Consider the following 16,302-nt stretch of genomic DNA (forward strand, 5'->3'; position numbering starts at 1 on the left):
CCGCTCAGGCGTACGGGTCGGTGACCTCCCGCAGGCGGACCAGCCCCTCGCGCAGGCGGTCGGTGAGCTCGGGGCCGAGGTGCTCGGTCCACTCCCGCTCGACCCCGATGACGACCTCCATCGCCCGCTGCGCGGCCTCGCGTCCCCGCGCGGACAGCCGGATCAGGCGGGCGCGGCCGTCGTCGGGGTCCGGCACGCGCTCGACGAGGCCCTCGCGCTCGAGGGCGGCGACCAGGAGGCTGGCGGTCTGCTTGGTGACCTGCGCCCGGTCCGCCAGCTCGGTGAGCCGGGTCCCGTCCTCGGCGATCCGCTGCGCGAGGCGTGCCTGCGCGACCGTGACGTCGTACCCGGCGTCGCGCATCGCCTGCCGTACGCGCTCGTCCATGGCGCGGTAGGAGACGAACATCAGTGTGGCGAGGTCCATCGCTCCCCTTGACGTAGTCAGCCTCACTGACCATTATGGTCAGCATCCCTGACGATCATAGAGGGGCTGCCATGACCAGACTTCCTCCCGTCCCGGTCGCCCGCGCGGCCTCGACCGTCCGCACCGCGGTCCAGGGGCTCACCCGCCGGATGGTGCCGCCGCCCGTCGGGGTGCTCGAGCTGGTGTCCGGGCTGATCGAGGCCAACACGCTCTACACCGTCGCCAGGCTCGGGGTGGCCGACGTCCTCGCCGACGGGACCCGCACCGCCGCCGACGTCGCCGCCGAGCTGGGCACGCACCCCGACGCGACCTACCGGCTGCTGCGGGCGGCCGCCGGTTGTGGCCTGCTGCGCCAGGACGGCGACCGGTTCACGCTGACCGCGCTCGGGCGCACACTGCGGTCCGACGCCCCCGACTCGATGCGGGCGGTCGTGCTGATGATCGGCGACCCGCGCTACCAGTCGGTGTGGGGCCGGCTGCCCGAGTCCGTCACCACCGGGGAGGCGCAGGCCGAGGCCGTGCACGGGGTGTCGATGTGGGGGCTGCTCGAGCGCGACCCGGACTACGCCGCCACCTTCAACGAGGCGATGTCGCGGCTCACCGCGCTCGACTGGCCGACCGTTGCGGCGGCGTACGACTTCACCCCGTTCCGTCGCATCGTCGACGTCGGCGGCGGCCACGGCCAGCTGCTCGCGTCGATGCTCGAGGTCGCGCCGGGCGCCGAGGGCGTGCTGCTGGAGCAGGAGTCGCTGCTGCCGGACGCGACGGAGAGGCTGGGGCAGGCCGGGGTGCTGGCGCGGTGCCGCCTCGAGGCCGGGACGTTCTTCGAGCAGGTGCCGGGTGACGGCGACCTCTACGTGCTGCGCCGCGTCCTCCACGACTTCGACGACGACCAGGCCCTCGCGATCCTGGCCACCCTCCGTCGCGACATGCCCACCGGCGCGACCCTGCTGCTCCTGGAGAGCATCGTGCCCCCGGGCGGCGGGCCCCACTTCGCCAAGAGCCTCGACCTCGACATGCTGCTCTTCGTGGGTGGCCGCGAGCGCTCCGAGCAGGAGTACGCCGCCCTGCTCCGCCGCTCCGGCTTCGAGCTGACGCGCGTGGTGCCGACCATCTCACCGATCTCGCTCGTCGAGGCCAGGCCGGCGGCCTGAGATGGACGTCCTCGCGCAGGTCTGCACCGCCGTGGCCGCGGTCGTCCTGATCGTGGTGTTCCCGTTCGAGGCGTTCCTCGTCGACCGGCCGTGGGTGCAGCGCTTCCTGGGCATCGAGCCGCACGGCATCGCCCACGTCCACCTGTGGTCGTTCTGCATCGGCGTGCGCAACGCGCTCGCCGGCATCGGCGGCCTGGTCGGGCTGTGGATCGTCAACCGTGGTGACGAGACCGTCGGCACCGCCGTCGTGGTGACGGCGCTCGCCTACATGCTGCTGTCGTCGCTCGCCATGGGCGTCGCCGACCTGCTCGGCTACTGGCGTCCCCGCGGCGGCAGCGTGCGCGGCACCGTGGCGTCGTCCGTGCTCCCGGCCGTGGCGCTGGTGGCGCTGGCCGTGTAGCCCACGAGTGCGGTCAGGCCCTCAGCCCGTCCTTCAGCTCCTCGAGCGCGGTCGACAGGTCGACCTTCGGAGCCCAGCCCCAGCGCCGCGCGCGCTCGGCGACGATCTGCCCGGTCCACGCCGGGCCGTCGTCCCAGGTCGGCTCGACGTCGAGCGCCTCGCTGACCGCGCCCAGGTAGTCGCGCTGCGTGGCCGGGCCGCTGGCGACGTTGACCGGCGTGCAGCCGCCCGCGACAGGCCCGGCCTCCGGGTCGGCTGCGGTCGCGATGGCGCCCGTGGCGAGGTCGGCGGCGATGCTCGCGAGGTCGTCGACGTGCACCCACGCGAAGGTCTGCGCGGGGTTGGCGTGGCGCTCGGCCTCGTCGTCGCGGACCTGCGCGGGACGGACGGCGTTCCACACGGAGGTGTCGCCCGGGCCGAGGACGGCCGGCGGGCGCAGCAGCACCCGGGTCGTACCCTCCAGCCGTGCCAGGGCGGCGTCGACGTCGCGCTTGACCACGCCGTACGCCGACGAGTCGTCGGGAACGAGGGCCGCGGACTCGTCGACGTCGCCGACGCCCGGGCTGCGGTCGTAGACCCCGGCGGTCGAGACGTGCACGAGGAGGGGCACGCCGGCGTCGACCGCCGCCTCGGCGATGGCGAGCGTGCCGTCCAGGCCGACCCGGCGTTGGTCGTCGCGGCCGCTGCCGAGCGGGTGGACGGTGGTGACGAGGGCGTCGGCGCCGGCCACCACGGTCGCCGCGAAGGCCGGGTCGGCGAAGTCGCCGACGTGCTCCTCGACGCCGGGGTGCTGCGGCGCGGTGCCCACCCGGCGTACGACGGCGCGCACCGTCGCCCTGCGATCGGCCAGGGCCGCCACGACGTGGCTGCCCACGAGTCCGTTGGCACCGGTGACGACGACGATCGGGGAGGTCGGCAGGGAGGTCATGCCTCCACCATGACAGCGCGGCCCTGACGCTCCTCCCGCGCCTCCCCCGGCAGCAGCACGCGGGCCACCGCCACGAGCCACACGGTGGCGAGGACCAGGCTGGCCAGCACGTCGGTCGGGTGGTGCGCGCCCTGGTAGAGCCGCGACGGCGCGACGACCAGCGGGGCGAGCAGCAGCGGCCAGGTCCAGCGACGCCAGCGCGGCGCGACGGCGGCCACCCACAGCACGATCCCGCCGTAGACGACGATCGAGGTGGCCATGTGCCCGGACGGGTAGCTGTGGTCGGGGATGAGCCCGGGGTCGAGGATCCTGACGGGCGGTCGGTCCCTCGGGACCAGGTGGGTGACGATGACGTAGAGGGCGAGGTAGCCGCCGACGAGCACCGTGAAGTAGACGACGGGTCGCCAGGAGCGCTGCCACCACGAGCCCGCGATGCCCACGACCGCAGCGACGCCCACGCCGACGATCGTGTCGGCGATCGCGCTCCCGACGGCCGCGGCCGTGTCGAGGTCGGGCGTACGACGCTCCGCGAGCCAGCGCACGACGCCGTCGTCCCGGGGATCGACCGTCGACGCCAGCGGACCGGTGAGCAGCCAGCCGAGGCCCAGGGCCACCAGCACGAGGACGACCCAGACGAGGGCCAAGGTGCGCGCGGCGGCACGCCGCTCCGTGGACGAGCTCACGTCGCTGAGGATGCCCCACATCGTGGCCGACGTCGTCCACCCCCAGGGAGAGTCCCTGCAGCGCCGCTCGAACTGGTCTCGACCACCTGTGCGCGGTGCGCCCGCGGCAGTAGCGTCCGAGGACGGCAACCAACGGGAGGTGCCGATGGCGAAGCCCGCCATCCTCGCGGTCGACGACGACGCGGCCGTGGTGGCCGCCGTCGTGCGCGACCTCCGCCAGCGCTACGGCCAGGACTACCGCGTCCTCAGGGCGATGTCGGGGCCCGAGGCGCTCGAGATCCTTGCGGAGCAGCAGCTGAAGGACCGGCCGGTGGCGGCTGTCGTCTCCGACCAGCGGATGCCGGGGATGACGGGCATCGAGGTGCTGCAGGAGGTGCGCCGGCAGTCACCGGACTCCCGCCTGCTGCTCCTGACGGCGTACGCCGACACGGACGTCGCGATCCGCGCCATCAACGACATCGCGCTCGACTACTACCTGATGAAGCCGTGGGACCCGCCCGAGGAGCGGCTCTACCCGGTGCTCGACGAGCTGCTCCGCGACTGGGCGAACGGCCACCCGGACCGTGACTCGGAGGTGCGCGTCGTCGGTCACCGGTGGTCGGAGCGGACCGTGGACGTGAAGACCTTCCTCACCCACAACCACGTCCCCTACCGCTGGCTCGAGGTCGGCACCGACGAGGTGGCCGAGGAGGCCACCCGGCTGCTCGAGCTCGCCGGCGCGGGGGCGGACGACCTGCCCGTGGTCGCGCTGCCCGACGGGGCGGCGCTGCGCTCCCCCACGACGGTCGAGCTCGCCGACGCGCTCGGCCTGCGCACCCGCGCGGAGAAGCCGCTCTACGACCTCTGCATCGTCGGCGCCGGCCCGGCGGGCCTCGCCGCCGCGGTCTACGCCGCGAGCGAGGGGCTCGCGACCGTGGTGGTCGAGCGTGACGCGCCGGGCGGGCAGGCGGGGCAGAGCGCGTCCATCGAGAACTACCTCGGCTTCCCGAAGGGGCTCTCGGGCGCCGACCTGACGCACCGCGCGGTGGCGCAGGCCGCCCGCTTCGGCGCCGAGATGGTGCTCGCGCGCGACGTCGTGGGCTTCGAGACGCGTGGCCCGGTGCGCGCGGTGCTCCTCGACGGCTCGGCGGACATCGAGGCACGGGCGGTGCTGGTTGCCAGCGGCGTGTCCTACCGGCGCCTCGGCGCACCGGGGGCGGACGAGGTCGTCGGGCGCGGGCTCTACTACGGCGCCAGCGCGAGCGAGGCTGCGCAGACGGCCGGGGAGGACGTCTACGTGGTGGGCGCGGCCAACTCTGCCGGCCAGGCCGCGCTGAACTTCGCCCGCTACGCCAGCCGGGTCGTGCTCGTCGTCCGCGGCGACTCGCTCGAGGCGTCCATGTCGCAGTACCTCGTCGGCCGGATCCTGACCGCCCCCACCATCGAGGTGCGGCTGCAGACCGAGATCGTCGGCGCCCGCGGCGAGGGGCACCTCGAGTCGATCACGCTCTGCGACCGGGCGGCGGGCCGCGTCGAGGAGGTCGAGACCGGCTGGGTGTTCGTCTTCATCGGGGCTGCTCCGCGCACCGACTGGCTGGGCGAGGCCGTCTCCCGGGACGACCGCGGCTTCGTGCTGACCGGCCCGGACCTGCCCGCCGACGACGGCTGGCCGCTCGACCGCGGGCCGTTCGCCCTGGAGACCAGCGTGCCCGGGGTGTTCGCCGCCGGCGACGTGCGCCGAGACTCGATGAAGCGGGTTGCATCGGCCGTCGGCGAGGGCGCGATGTCGGTCTACCTCGTCCACCGCTACCTGGCGACGACGTGATGCTCGCCGACGAGCTGCGCGCGATCGCGATCCTGGACGGCTTCACCGAGGAGCAGGTGGCCGAGCTGGCCGCTGCCGGCGAGGAGGTGGCGTACGCCCCGGGCGAGCGCGTCTTCGAGGAGGGTCGCCCGGCCGAGCACTGGTGGGTGATGCTCGAGGGCCGCATCGACGTCGTGCGCCGCGTCGGCCACGAGGAAGCCGTCATGGTGACCATCGAGAACCCCGGGCAGTGGGCCGGGGGCTTCCGCGCGTGGGACGAGCACGGCGTCTACATGGGGTCGGCGCGCGTCATGGAGCCGAGCCGGGTCTTCCGGCTGCCTGCTGCTGAGCTGGCGCGCTTCGGCCAGGAGTGGTTCCCGTTCGCGGTCCACCTGCTGTGCGGCCTCATCGTCACCGCCCGGCGCATCGAGCAGAACGCCCGGCAGCGCGAGGCCCTCGTCGCCCTCGGCACCCTCGCCGCCGGCCTCGCCCACGAGATCAACAACCCCGCGTCCGCCGCCGTGCGGTCCGTCGGCGCCCTGCAGCAGAGCAGCGACGACGTGTTCGCGTCGTTGCAGCGGCTCGCCGGCCATGGCATCAGCGCGGAGCAGTTCGTCGCGCTCGACGGGCTGCGGCGGGCGATCGACCCGTCGGGGGCGCCGACCGGCGTCGAGCTCGCACAGCGGGAGGACGAGCTGACCGACTGGCTCACCGAGCACGACGTCGACCGTGACTGGGTGATCGCCCCGGCGCTGGCCGCGGCCGGAGCCTCGACGGCGTGGCTCGACGGCGCCGCAGCAGCCCTGTCCGGGGCGGAGCTGCAGGCCGGCCTCGAGTGGGTGGCCAGCGCGGTGACCACCACCGCGCTGATCGCCGAGGCCCAGGACGCGACGCGCCGCATCTCCGACCTCGTCTCGGCCGTGAAGTCCTACTCCCAGCTCGACCGCGCCGCGGTGCAGGACGTCCGCGTCGTCGACGGCCTGGAGAGCACCCTCATCATGCTCGGCCACAAGCTGCGCGACGGCATCACCGTCGTGCGCGACTACGACGACTCGGTGCCGGTCATCACCGCGAACCCCGGCGAGCTCAACCAGGTGTGGACCAACCTCGTGGACAACGCCGTCGACGCGATGGACGGCACGGGCACGCTGACCGTGCGGACCTCCGCGGACGAGCGTCACGTCGTCGTGGAGGTGTGCGACACCGGCGAGGGGATGACCGAGGAGGTCGCCGCCCATGCGTTCGAGCCGTTCTTCACCACCAAGGAGGTCGGCAAGGGCACCGGCCTCGGGCTCGACATCTCGCGGCGGATCGTCGTCGAGCGCCACGGCGGGGCCATCGACGTGCGGTCGGAGCCTGGCCGCACGGTCGTCGCGGTGCGGCTGCCGCGGAACGGTCAGGCCGGCTGAGGGCGACGCAGGCCCTTGCTGCCGGGCGCACGCACGTGCAGCCGCACGTGGGTGCCGGTGAGGTCGCTGCCCACGTCGACGGCCGCGACGAGCTGGCGCGCGAGCCACAGCCCGTAGCCGTGGTCCGACGGGTCGCCGGGAGGTACGACGCCCGCGAGGGGGTCGACCGGCAGGCCGCCGCCGTCGTGGACGTGGCACACCCACATGCCGGCCTCCTCGTAGAGGTGGACGAGGGCGGGCGGCGTGCCGTGCAGGAGGGCGTTGGTCAGCACCTCGGACACTGCCAGCTCGAGGTCGCCGACCGTCTCGGGGTCGAGCCCGTCCCGCGCACCCTGGGCGCGCACCGTGCGGCGCACGAGCGAGACGTCGGACTGGTCGGAGCAGTCGAGGGTCGTGGCGTGCGTGGGCGGATGGACCACCGCGGCCAGGTCGGCGAGCTCCTCCATCGGGTCGCGGAAGTCGGCGTTCGGCACCACCGACCCGCGCGAGCGCAGTCCGTCGTGGGCGCGCCGGGCGATGTCGAGGAGGCCTGACGGCAGCGCGCGGCCGTCGTACGGGCAGAGGAGGTCGACCGAACGCCCGGCGAAGACGATGTTGGCCGCCGACTCCAGCCGGCGGTAGTCGACCAGCTCGGCCGGTGCGCGTCGGGCGAGGGCCTGCTCGGCGACGACACGCGTGCGCGCCCCGGGTGTCGAGTCGAGGTGGTCGAGCAGGACGCGGTAGGCGTTCCACTGGGGCTCGTAGGCGACGGCCTCGTCGACGAAGTCGACCGCGTCGGCGTACGCGCCCAGCTCCCGCGCGACGAGCTCCATGCGGGACGGCGGCGCCATCACGAGCGCCCGGTGCCCCAGGTCGAGGCCCTCGCGCAGGAAGCCGCCGGCCTCGGTCGCGTAGGCCAGGTCGCCGTCGTAGACCAGGCTGGTGTGGGTCGGGGCCACGCTCACGACGGCGGCCTCACGGCTCCACCTTGAGTCGTGGGTGGTCGAGCCCGGTGAGCTCCAGGACCCGGCGTACGACGGCGGGCACCCGCGCCAGCACGAGGTGGCCGTCCTCCGGCAGGGCGGCCGCGATCGCGCGCAGGCGGGCGATCGTGCAGGCGTCGGCGAAGGTCACGCCCTCGAGGTCGAGCCGCAGGCGCGGCTTCACCGCGGCGCGCGAGAGCACCAGGCGGTGCAGGAGGTGCCGGTTGGACACGTCGACCTCACCCCGGACCTGCACGCCCCACGGCTCGTCGACCGCGAGGAAGGTGGCGATGGGCGCGACCTCGATGTCGGGGGCGAGCCCGTCGTGCTCGCGGGCCAGCGAGGCGCCCTCGCCCGGCTCGAGCCGTTGGGTGTCGTAGAGGCAGACCGAGCTCACGTGGAGCTCGCGCTGCAGGCCGGTGGCGACGTGCTCCCAGGCCACCACGTCGTCCATGGATCCCAGCAGCCCGGCGAGGTCGTCCATCCGGGCGGCCACGCGGAGGGCGGGGAAACCGCTCTTCAGCGTCTGCTGGGCCGCGAGCCGGAACCCGTCGGCGACGGTGGCGAGCTCGGGCCGCGACGAGCCGTAGGCGTCCTCGAACGAGCTGGTGAGGAGCTGTCCCGTGGCGAGGGCCTGCCGTGCGTCCAGGTGCTGGGTGAGGCTGCCAACGAGGTCGTGGACCTGACCCTCGGAGGCGATGTAGAGCAACTGGTCACCTGCGGCGAGGCCCTGCCCGACGAAGGTCGCCGCGACGCGGTCGAGCATGGTCGCGTCGCGTTCGAGAGCGCACAGGTGGGTCCCGGGCTCGAGCGAGCCCAGGTCGGCGGAGGCGCGGTGTGCCCCGAGAATCATCTGCCCAATCTAGGACGATGTGGCGTGGCGGGACCCACAGTTTCCGTCGAATTTTCTCGCTCCGGCGCTCATCTCCGCAGCAGCAGCGCCGAGTCGCCGAACTCGTGCCAGAGGTAGCCCTCAGCGACCGCGGCGTCGTACGCCGCCTGCGTGAGGCGAGCGCCCGCGACCGCCTCGACGAGCAGGAGGTGCGAGGCCATCGGGTCGTGCCAGCCGGTGACGAGACCGTCCACGATCCTGGGCGGGGCGGCCGGGGAGACGACCCGGTCGGTCCAGCCGCGGCTCGCCACGACGGACGACCCGCGCACGCTGGACTCGACGGCACGGGTCGCCGTGGTGCCGACGGCGACGACGCGACCGCCGTTGGCCCGCGCCTGGTTGACCACCCGAGCGCTGGTCGGCGTCACCTCGAACCACTCCGGCCCGGGCGCCTCGCCGGCCTCCTGCGACGACACCCCGGTGTGCAGCGTCACCGGTGCGAGCTGCACGCCCGCGGTGACGAGGCGGGTGACGAGCTCGTGGGTGAACGGTCGGCCTGCCGAGGCCATCTCCGCGCTGCCGGGACGCGTGCCGAACACGGTCTGGTAGTCCGCCAGCGGGTAGTGCCGGTCGAGGTAGCCGTAGGCGATGGGCCGGCCGTTCCAGTCCAGCTGGCGGTCCAGGTCGCCACGCACCGACGCACGCCAGAGCCGGTTGCCGCTGCCCGTCGGGGACGACGCGTCTCCCGGCCAGGGTCCGCGGAGGGCCAGGCGTACGTCGCCGACGCGCACGACCTCGCCGGCGGTGGCGGTCAGCAGCGCCCGCGCCGCGTCGGGCGCGGTCCGCAGCTCGACGACGGCGTCGCCGTCGTCGAGGCGGTGCGCGACGTGGAGCACCACCGGCGTCCCGCCGAGCTCGGCGTCGACCTCGGCGGCGACGGTCGCCGAGGTGTTGACCACCAGCACGTCGCCTGCGCGCAGGTGGTCGGGCAGGTCGCGGAAGCGGCCGTGCGACAGTCCGTCCGGTGTCGCGACCAGCAGGCGCACCTCGTCGCGCGCGAGGCCGCGCGCCTCGGCGGGCTGCGGGGCGAAGGACGAGGCGGCGAAGCGGGTGCGGGGCGTCTCGTGGAGCAGCGTCATGAGAAGTCCTCGGCCTGGTAGCGACCCGACTCCGGCCGTGCGTCGAGCAGCGCGAGGAGGCGCGGCACGACGGTCTCGGGAAGCGGACGGTCGGAGATGTCCTCCCCCGGGAAGGCGTCCTGGTGCATCGCCGTCCGCATGTCGCCGGGGTCGACGGCGTACGCCCGCAGGCCGGTCTCGGCGCCGTAGGTCAGCGTCACGTGGTCGAGCGCGGCCTTGCTGGCGGCGTACAGCCCCCACGTCTCGTAGTGGTGGACGGCCGCGTCCGAGCTGATCGACAGCAGCACGCCGTCCGCCGCGCGCAGCCACGGCAGGAGGGCGGAGGTGAGGACCAGCGGGCCGCCGATGTTGGTCCGCCAGACGTGCATGAGGTCCGGGACGTCGGCCTCCGCGAGCGGGCGCATCGGCAGCGGACCGAGCGTGCTCGCGTTGTGGACGAGGAGGTCGAGCCGGCCGTGACGCTCCACCTCCGCTCGCAGGCGGTCGCGGTGGTCGGCGTCGGTCAGGTCGCCGACCACCACCCTCACCACCTCGGGAAGCCCGGCCCCCTTGAACTTCGCCTCGCTGCGTCCGTCGGTGACCACCCGCCAACCCCGCCGGGCCAGCTCGCTGCTGAGCGCCAGCCCGAGGCCGGTCGATCCCCCGGTGACCAGTGCCACCCGTTCCGTCGTGTTCACAGTGTGTGTCTTGTCTGGCATGGCACCATGGTTCAAGTTGAAGTGAACTTGAGTTCAAGGGGACTGGTGTCGATGGATGGCCGTGACCTGCTACCGATGGGCGAGATCTCGCGGCGCAGCGGCTTCGCGGCGTCGGCGATCCGCTACTACGAGGCAGAGGGACTCATCGAGGCCCACCGCTCCGGCGGCGGCCAGCGCCGGTTCGAGCGGAGCGTGCTGCGACGCCTGGCCTTCATCCGCGCGGCGTCCAACGTCGGCCTCACCATCGAGGAGATCCGCGAGGAGCTCGGCCGGCTACCCGGCAACCGCACCCCGACCAAGGCCGACTGGCAGCGCATCTCCCGGCACTGGGGCCGCCGGCTCGACGAGCAGATCGCCGCGCTCCAGCGGCTCAAGAGCGGCCTCGACGGATGCATCGGCTGCGGCTGCCTGAGCCTGCGGTCGTGCGCCTTCTCCAACCCCGACGACGTCCACGGCGAGCGCGGGTCGGGCGCCCGGCTGCTCCCCGACTCCCTGCGGCGCCCGCACCCCACGCGGCGCTAGGCGAACGAGCGGACGAGCGGACGAGCGCATCCATGGTCGCGTTCCGCTCGCGCCGGGCGATGACCTTCAGCACCGGGAGCCCGAGCGCGCGGACGCCGTTGGCCCGCAGCGTCACGTCGTGGCGCACGAGCGTCTCCCGATCCCCCACCGCCTCGAGGGTGTAGCCGGGCCAGCCCTCCATCCTGGTCGTCCCCGACGAGCTGCGGTCCCACCAGTGGTAGACCAGCCGGTGGGGTGCGTCGAGCTCGGCCACGTGACCGGGCATGGTCCCCATGCGGGTGCGGTCCTCGTAGGTCGTGCCCACCACCACCGGGCCGGGCGACGTCTGCCGGGAACCGCGCAGGATGCTGCCGCGCCCGGGCACCCACCCGTTGTGCCCCTCGATGTCGGCGAGGCGCGCGAAGACCTCGCCGATCGGCGCCCCGACGGTGCGCTCGACCTCGAACTCGACGACGCCCATCCCGCCATGATCGGCCTGCGCCGAGCGCGGCTCAAGACCGGTCCAGCCCGATCGAGGAAGATGCTGGCGTGACCGACTACGCCATCCGCAGCGACCTCGCCGACATGGACCTCGACCTCGTCCACCACTGGCTCAGCACCGACGCGTACTGGTCACTGGGACGCAGCCGCGAGGCGGTCGGCACCGCTGCCGAGCACTCGCTCAACCTCGGCGCCTTCACCGGCGACGGCCGGCAGGTTGCGTACGCCCGCATCGTCACCGACCACGCCACCTTCGCCTGGCTCTGCGACGTGTACGTCGACCGCGACCACCGCGGCCTCGGGCTCGGCACGCGGCTGGTGGCCGCGGTCGCGCAGCGCGTCGACGACCTCGGCATCGGCCGCACCCTGCTCAAGACGAGGGACGCCCACGACGTCTACGCCGGCCACGGCTTCGACCCCGTGCCCGACCCGGACCTCTGGATGATCAGGACTCCCCCGGCGTGAACAGCGTCAGCTGCATGCCGTCGGGCGCGGCGACGCGGGCGTTGCGGTCGCCCCACGGGGTGTCGACGGCGGGGGCGACGGCGGTGGCGCCGGCGGCGACGAGGGTCGCGGCGGCGGTGTCGGCGTCGGGCACCTGGAGGGCGAACCGCACCGTGCCCGACACCCGCTCCCCCACCTCGAGGTCGTCGACCATCGCGGCCTGTGCCTCGTCGAAGAGCTCGAGCGTCGCGCGGCCGGCGTCGAGCAGGAGGACCCGCCCCTGCTCGCTGCTCCAGTCGGCCACCTCGGGCAGTCCGAGCGCGTCGCGGTAGAGGCGTACGGCGGCGTCGAAGTCGTCGACCGTCAGGGAGATCCGGAGCTCCTGGACGGTGATCTGTGCGTCGGTCATGGAGTCGATCGTGGGGCCTCGGGTGCACCTGAGGTCAAGCCCCGGCCCGGGCCGATGTGGAAGCTGCCGATGACGGTGACGCCGTCCTGCGCGTAGAGCGGGATGTCCCGGCCCTCCGGGTCGAGGTCGGCCATGTAGGCCAGTGCCTCCTCCGGGTCGGCCGGCACGGCCTGCTCCCGGTCGGAGGCGCGCACGAAGCCGCACCTGCCGTTGGTGCCGTACGCGGCGACGAGGTCGGGGCCCGGGTCGTCCTCGTCGATGTCGGCGCCCGAGCCGTAGGACATGCCGTTCTCGTTGACCGGGTAGGGCGGCGCCGTCGCCTGCGCGGGGCAGTCCTCGAAGACCACGTCATCGTCGCGATGGGCGCTCGGATCGATCGCGCGGACCACCGACCGCGGTTGGTCGGGCGACGCCACGACCTGGTGCAGCTGCATGCCACCGAGGAAGCCGACGAGGAGCGCGACCGCGCCGACCAGGACCCGTCTGCTCACCTGCACCCTCCTCCGGTACCCCCGTGGGACGCAGTCTCGCGCCGAGAAGTTGTCAGCCGACCGCGACCGGCGTCGGGCTGTCCTCGACCAAGCGGCGTACGACGTCCGCGCACCCGCCGCAGCCGGTCGTCGCGCGGGTCCGGTCGACGCAGTCCGGCACGGACACGCAGGCCCGGACCTCGCCCGCGGTCACACCGGCGCACGCGCACACCTCGGCCTCGTCGGGCAGCGGCGCCGGGGCGTCCGCCGCCTCGGGCAGGAGCAGCTGGCCGGGCTCGTCGGGCCCGAGCAGGGTGCCGCGGTCGTAGAGCTGGGTGATCAGCCCGACACGGGACAGGTCGCCGACGAGTGCCGCGGCGACGATCCGCCCTCCGCGCACGACGAGGCGACGGTGCGAGCCGGCGATCGGGTTGGTCACCTCCACCACCTCGCCCGCGGCGCGCTCGGGCTCGCCGAGCACGGCGACCTCGAGGCCGGTGGCACGCAGGCGGGCGACGCTGCGGCTGCCGTCGTACGACGCCTCCTCGCCGCGCAGCACGCGGGTGAGCACCTCGGCCTGCTCCCAGGCCGGTGGGACGAAGCCGGTCGTCCGACGGCGGTGCTCGGCGCAGTCGCCGATGGCGTGCACCCGGTCGTCGGTGACGCTGGTGAGCGTGTCGTCGACCACGACCCCGCGGCGGACCATCAGCCCCGCCCGCCGTGCGAGGGCGGTCGACGGGCGACCGCCGGCAGTGAGGACGACCAGGTCGCTGGGCAGGACGTAGCCGTTGTCGAGCTGCAGCCCGTCGTTGGTCAGCCGGACCGCGCGGGCGCCGGTGTAGACCTCGGTCCCGAGCCGCCGCAGGTCCCGGGCCAGGACGCCGCCCGCGCCGGGGCCGACCTGGCTGGCGAGGAGGTGGTCGGCTCCCTCGACCACCTCGGTCACCAGGCCGCGGACCGCGAGCGCGCGGGCGACCTGGAGGCCCAGGAGGCCGCCGCCGACGACGACGGCACGAGCAGACGGGTCCAGCGAGCGCGTGGCAGTGTCGAGCCGACCGCAGTCGGCGAGGCTGCGGAAGGCGTGGACCTTCGGGTGGAGGGTGCCGTCGCGCCGGACGAGCCCGCGGATCGGCGGGAGTGTGGGGATCGACCCGCAGGCCAGGACCAGCCGGTCGAAGGCGACGCGTTCCCCGTCGACGAGCACGACCTCGCGGGTGTCCCGGTCGATCTCGAGGACGCGGGCTCCGAGGCGCAGGTCGATGCCGTGGTTGGCGTACCACTCCGCGGACCGCAGGGTCAGCGCGGCGGCGGCGTGGGTCCCCTCGAGCACCGCCGACAGCAGGATCCGGTTGTACGGCGGCACGTCCTCGTCGGTAAGGACGGTGACGGCGAACCGCTCGTCCCCGGCGAGGTGCTCGCACAGCCGGACGGCGGCCATCCCGCCGCCGACCACGACGATGCGCTCAACCATGGGGAACCGGGTCTCGTGACGGTCGCTGCGCGACCTCCTCGACCAGCGGGGAGCCCGGTCGCTGCGCGACCTCCTCGACCGGCGAGAGGCGTGCGGCGCACACCTTGAACTCCGGCATCCGCGACGCCGGGTCGAGGGCGTCGTTGGTCAGCCGGTTGGCGCCCACCCAGTGGAAGGGCACGAAGACCGTGTCGGGCCGGATGGTCGTCACCACCCTCGCCGGGGCGGTCATCTCGCCGCGCCGGGTGGCGACGCGTACACCCTCTCCCGTCGCGATCCCGAGGCGTGCGGCCAGGAAGGGGTGCATCTCCACGAACGGGCCGTCGTCGGGCAGCGAGCGCACCCGCCGGGTCTGGGCGCCGGACTGGTACTGCGCGAGCACTCGCCCGGTGGTGAGGTGCACGGGGTAGTCGGCGCACGGCTGCTCGGCCGCTCCCCGGTGCTCGACGGCGTGCATCCGGGCCCGGCCGTCGGGGTGCGCGAAGGACTCGGCGAAGAGCCGCTCGCCGCCCCAGAAGACACCCTGCTCGTCGCGGATCCGGTCGTAGGTGATCGCCGAGTAGTCGGCCGGGCCGCCCGCCGAGGCGCGACCGAGCTCGGCGAAGACCTCCTCGGGGTCCGTCGCGAACGCCGCCACCGAGCCGAGCCGCTCGGCCAGTCCCGCGACCACCTCGAGGTCCGACCGCACGCCCGACGGCGGCGTGATCGCGCGCTGCCGCAGGACCACCCGGCCCTCGAGGTTGGTCATCGTCCCGGTCTCCTCGGCCCACTGCGTCACCGGCAGCACGACGTCGGCGAGAGCCGCGGTCTCCGACATCACGACGTCGCACACCACCAGCAGGTCGAGCGCCTCCAGCCGCTGAGTCACGTGGGTCGCCCGGGGCGCGCTGACCACGATGTTGGACCCGAGGACCAGCAGCGCCGACGGCCCGTCGGGCGTGCCGAGCGCGTCGAGCAGCTCGTACGCCGACCGGCCCGGCCCGGGCAGCGTGTCGGGGTCGACGCCCCACACGCCGGCGACGTGCGCGCGGGCGGCGGGGTCGTCGATGCGCCGGTAGCCGGGCAGCTGGTCGGCCTTCTGCCCGTGCTCGCGCCCGCCCTGGCCGTTGCCCTGGCCCGTCAGGCAGCCGTAGCCCGCACCGCGCCGGCCCACCATCCCCAGCGAGAGCGCCACGTTGATCCACGCCAGCACGGTGTCGGATCCGGTCGAGTGCTGCTCCGCGCCGCGCGCGGTGAGCACCATGACCTTGGGGGCCGCCAGCATCGCCGCCAGCGCCCGCACCTCGTGCGCGTCGATCCCGGTGACCCGCTCGACGCGCTCGGGCCACCAGGAGGCGACCGAGTCGCGCACCTCATCCCACCCCGTGGTCCGCCCGTCGAGGTACGACGTGTCGACTGCGCCGGCGGCGACGAGCAGGTGCAGCACCCCGAGCGCCAGGGCGAGGTCGGTGCCCGGCACCGGCTGGAGGTGCAGGTCGGCGCGGTCCGCAGTGGGCGTGCGCCGCGGGTCGATCACGACCACCTTCCCGCCGCGCTCGCGCAGCCGGTCGAGGTGGCGCGCTGCCGGCGGCATCGTCTCGGCGAGGTTGGAGCCGACCAGCACCAGCACGTCGGTCTCCTCGACGTCGGCCAGCGGGAACGGCAGCCCGCGGTCGAGGCCGAAGGCACGGATCCCGGCCGAGGCGGCCGAGCTCATGCACCAGCGGCCGTTGTAGTCGATCTGCGAGGTGCCGAGCGCGACCCGGGCGAACTTGCCGAGGGAGTAGGCCTTCTCGTTGGTGAGACCGCCGCCGCCGAAGACAGCGACCGCGTCCGGTCCCCCGGCCGCCTGGGCGGCGCGGATGCCGTCGGCGACCCGGTCGAGCGCGTCGTCCCACGAGACGGCCGACCACTCGCCGGTCTCCCGGTCGCGGACCAGCGGCGAGATCAGCCGGTCGCGACCGCCGTACAGCCCGGCCGCGGCCCAGCCCTTGCGGCACAGCGCCCCGCGGTTGACGGGGAACTCCTCCCAGGCGGACACCTCGGGGGTACGCCGTCCCGCCAGCCGCATCCCGCACTGCAGCGAGCAGTAGGGGCAGTGGGTCTCGGTCATGG

Annotated in this window: 18 protein-coding genes and 1 pseudogene; 7 read left to right on the forward strand and 12 right to left on the reverse strand. The window is 74.1% G+C overall.

Annotated features, from left to right (window positions below; genetic code table 11):
• Positions 1 to 4 precede the first annotated feature (4 nt).
• Entirely contained in the window at positions 5 to 424 is a 420-nt protein-coding gene (locus AC3A3L_RS06430; RefSeq protein WP_487639180.1) for a MarR family winged helix-turn-helix transcriptional regulator, read from the reverse strand.
• A 71-nt stretch (positions 425 to 495) separates the two neighbouring features.
• Here AC3A3L_RS06430 and AC3A3L_RS06435 point away from each other — a divergent pair, with 71 nt between their 5' ends.
• Positions 496 to 1,578 (forward strand): methyltransferase, encoded by a 1,083-nt coding sequence (locus AC3A3L_RS06435; RefSeq protein WP_487639181.1) that lies wholly within the window; start codon positions 496 to 498, stop codon positions 1,576 to 1,578.
• Position 1,579: 1 nt separating this feature from the next.
• A complete protein-coding gene (locus AC3A3L_RS06440; protein WP_487639182.1) occupies positions 1,580 to 1,978 on the forward strand; it encodes a DUF1304 family protein in 399 nt (132 codons plus the stop codon).
• Between the two features lie 13 nt (positions 1,979 to 1,991).
• Here the strand turns inward: AC3A3L_RS06440 and AC3A3L_RS06445 are convergent, their stop codons facing one another.
• Positions 1,992 to 2,906 carry an NAD-dependent epimerase/dehydratase family protein gene (locus tag AC3A3L_RS06445; protein WP_487639183.1) on the reverse strand — a complete coding sequence of 305 codons (915 nt, stop codon included), beginning with the start codon at positions 2,904 to 2,906 and terminating at the stop codon, positions 1,992 to 1,994.
• Complete coding sequence (locus tag AC3A3L_RS06450) at positions 2,903 to 3,589, reverse strand: phosphatase PAP2 family protein (RefSeq protein ID WP_487639184.1); 687 nt, start codon at positions 3,587 to 3,589, stop codon at positions 2,903 to 2,905. Before AC3A3L_RS06450 ends, AC3A3L_RS06445 begins: the two co-directional genes overlap by 4 nt.
• A 145-nt stretch (positions 3,590 to 3,734) precedes the next feature.
• Here AC3A3L_RS06450 and AC3A3L_RS06455 point away from each other — a divergent pair, with 145 nt between their 5' ends.
• Positions 3,735 to 5,393, forward strand: coding sequence for an NAD(P)/FAD-dependent oxidoreductase (locus AC3A3L_RS06455; protein WP_487639185.1), 1,659 nt, complete (start codon positions 3,735 to 3,737; stop codon positions 5,391 to 5,393).
• Entirely contained in the window at positions 5,393 to 6,781 is a 1,389-nt protein-coding gene (locus tag AC3A3L_RS06460; protein ID WP_487639833.1) for a sensor histidine kinase, read from the forward strand. The genes AC3A3L_RS06455 and AC3A3L_RS06460 overlap by 1 nt, the downstream gene beginning before the upstream one ends.
• On the opposite strand, the gene AC3A3L_RS06465 is transcribed toward AC3A3L_RS06460, so the two are convergent.
• The 4 genes from AC3A3L_RS06465 to AC3A3L_RS06480 form a co-directional block, all read right to left on the reverse strand.
• Complete coding sequence (locus AC3A3L_RS06465) at positions 6,769 to 7,725, reverse strand: anti-sigma factor RsbA family regulatory protein (protein WP_487639186.1); 957 nt, start codon at positions 7,723 to 7,725, stop codon at positions 6,769 to 6,771. The two genes, AC3A3L_RS06460 and AC3A3L_RS06465, sit on opposite strands and share 13 nt — an antisense overlap.
• 10 nt (positions 7,726 to 7,735) lie before the next feature.
• A complete protein-coding gene (locus AC3A3L_RS06470; RefSeq protein WP_487639187.1) occupies positions 7,736 to 8,596 on the reverse strand; it encodes an MEDS domain-containing protein in 861 nt (286 codons plus the stop codon).
• A gap of 68 nt (positions 8,597 to 8,664) precedes the next feature.
• Positions 8,665 to 9,714, reverse strand: a complete 1,050-nt coding sequence (locus AC3A3L_RS06475; protein WP_487639188.1) for an S-adenosylmethionine:tRNA ribosyltransferase-isomerase — start codon at positions 9,712 to 9,714, stop codon at positions 8,665 to 8,667.
• Entirely contained in the window at positions 9,711 to 10,412 is a 702-nt protein-coding gene (locus AC3A3L_RS06480; RefSeq protein ID WP_487639189.1) for an SDR family NAD(P)-dependent oxidoreductase, read from the reverse strand. Before AC3A3L_RS06480 ends, AC3A3L_RS06475 begins: the two co-directional genes overlap by 4 nt.
• A gap of 75 nt (positions 10,413 to 10,487) precedes the next feature.
• On the opposite strand from AC3A3L_RS06480, the gene soxR reads away from it, so the two are divergent.
• The gene (gene soxR / locus AC3A3L_RS06485) at positions 10,488 to 10,934 is read left to right on the forward strand and encodes a redox-sensitive transcriptional activator SoxR (protein ID WP_487639190.1); all 447 of its coding nucleotides are present in this window, start codon (positions 10,488 to 10,490) and stop codon (positions 10,932 to 10,934) included.
• Positions 10,935 to 11,010: 76 nt separating this feature from the next.
• On the opposite strand, the pseudogene AC3A3L_RS06490 reads toward soxR, so the two are convergent.
• Positions 11,011 to 11,349 (reverse strand): annotated as a pseudogene (locus AC3A3L_RS06490) (SRPBCC family protein); the annotation flags it as partial.
• Between AC3A3L_RS06490 and AC3A3L_RS06495 the strand changes: the two are divergent.
• Together AC3A3L_RS06495 and AC3A3L_RS06500 are read left to right on the forward strand one after the other, a co-directional pair.
• Positions 11,308 to 11,466 (forward strand): hypothetical protein, encoded by a 159-nt coding sequence (locus AC3A3L_RS06495; protein ID WP_487639846.1) that lies wholly within the window; start codon positions 11,308 to 11,310, stop codon positions 11,464 to 11,466. The pseudogene AC3A3L_RS06490 and the gene AC3A3L_RS06495 overlap by 42 nt on opposite strands.
• Positions 11,463 to 11,879, forward strand: coding sequence for a GNAT family N-acetyltransferase (locus AC3A3L_RS06500; RefSeq protein WP_487639191.1), 417 nt, complete (start codon positions 11,463 to 11,465; stop codon positions 11,877 to 11,879). Before AC3A3L_RS06495 ends, AC3A3L_RS06500 begins: the two co-directional genes overlap by 4 nt.
• On the opposite strand, the gene AC3A3L_RS06505 is transcribed toward AC3A3L_RS06500, so the two are convergent.
• From AC3A3L_RS06505 to AC3A3L_RS06520, 4 genes are read right to left on the reverse strand one after another with little or no spacing between them, the layout of a single operon-like run.
• On the reverse strand, positions 11,860 to 12,267 hold the full coding sequence (locus tag AC3A3L_RS06505) for a VOC family protein (protein WP_487639192.1): 408 nt from the start codon (positions 12,265 to 12,267) through the stop codon (positions 11,860 to 11,862). The two genes, AC3A3L_RS06500 and AC3A3L_RS06505, sit on opposite strands and share 20 nt — an antisense overlap.
• On the reverse strand, positions 12,264 to 12,758 hold the full coding sequence (locus tag AC3A3L_RS06510; RefSeq protein WP_487639193.1) for a hypothetical protein: 495 nt from the start codon (positions 12,756 to 12,758) through the stop codon (positions 12,264 to 12,266). Before AC3A3L_RS06510 ends, AC3A3L_RS06505 begins: the two co-directional genes overlap by 4 nt.
• Positions 12,759 to 12,810: 52 nt before the next feature.
• Positions 12,811 to 14,208, reverse strand: a complete 1,398-nt coding sequence (locus AC3A3L_RS06515; RefSeq protein ID WP_487639194.1) for an FAD-dependent oxidoreductase — start codon at positions 14,206 to 14,208, stop codon at positions 12,811 to 12,813.
• Complete coding sequence (locus AC3A3L_RS06520) at positions 14,201 to 16,300, reverse strand: molybdopterin oxidoreductase family protein (protein WP_487639195.1); 2,100 nt, start codon at positions 16,298 to 16,300, stop codon at positions 14,201 to 14,203. The genes AC3A3L_RS06515 and AC3A3L_RS06520 overlap by 8 nt, the downstream gene beginning before the upstream one ends.
• Positions 16,301 to 16,302 lie beyond the last annotated feature (2 nt).

Source organism: Nocardioides sp. Soil_C_8, from assembly GCF_057656315.1.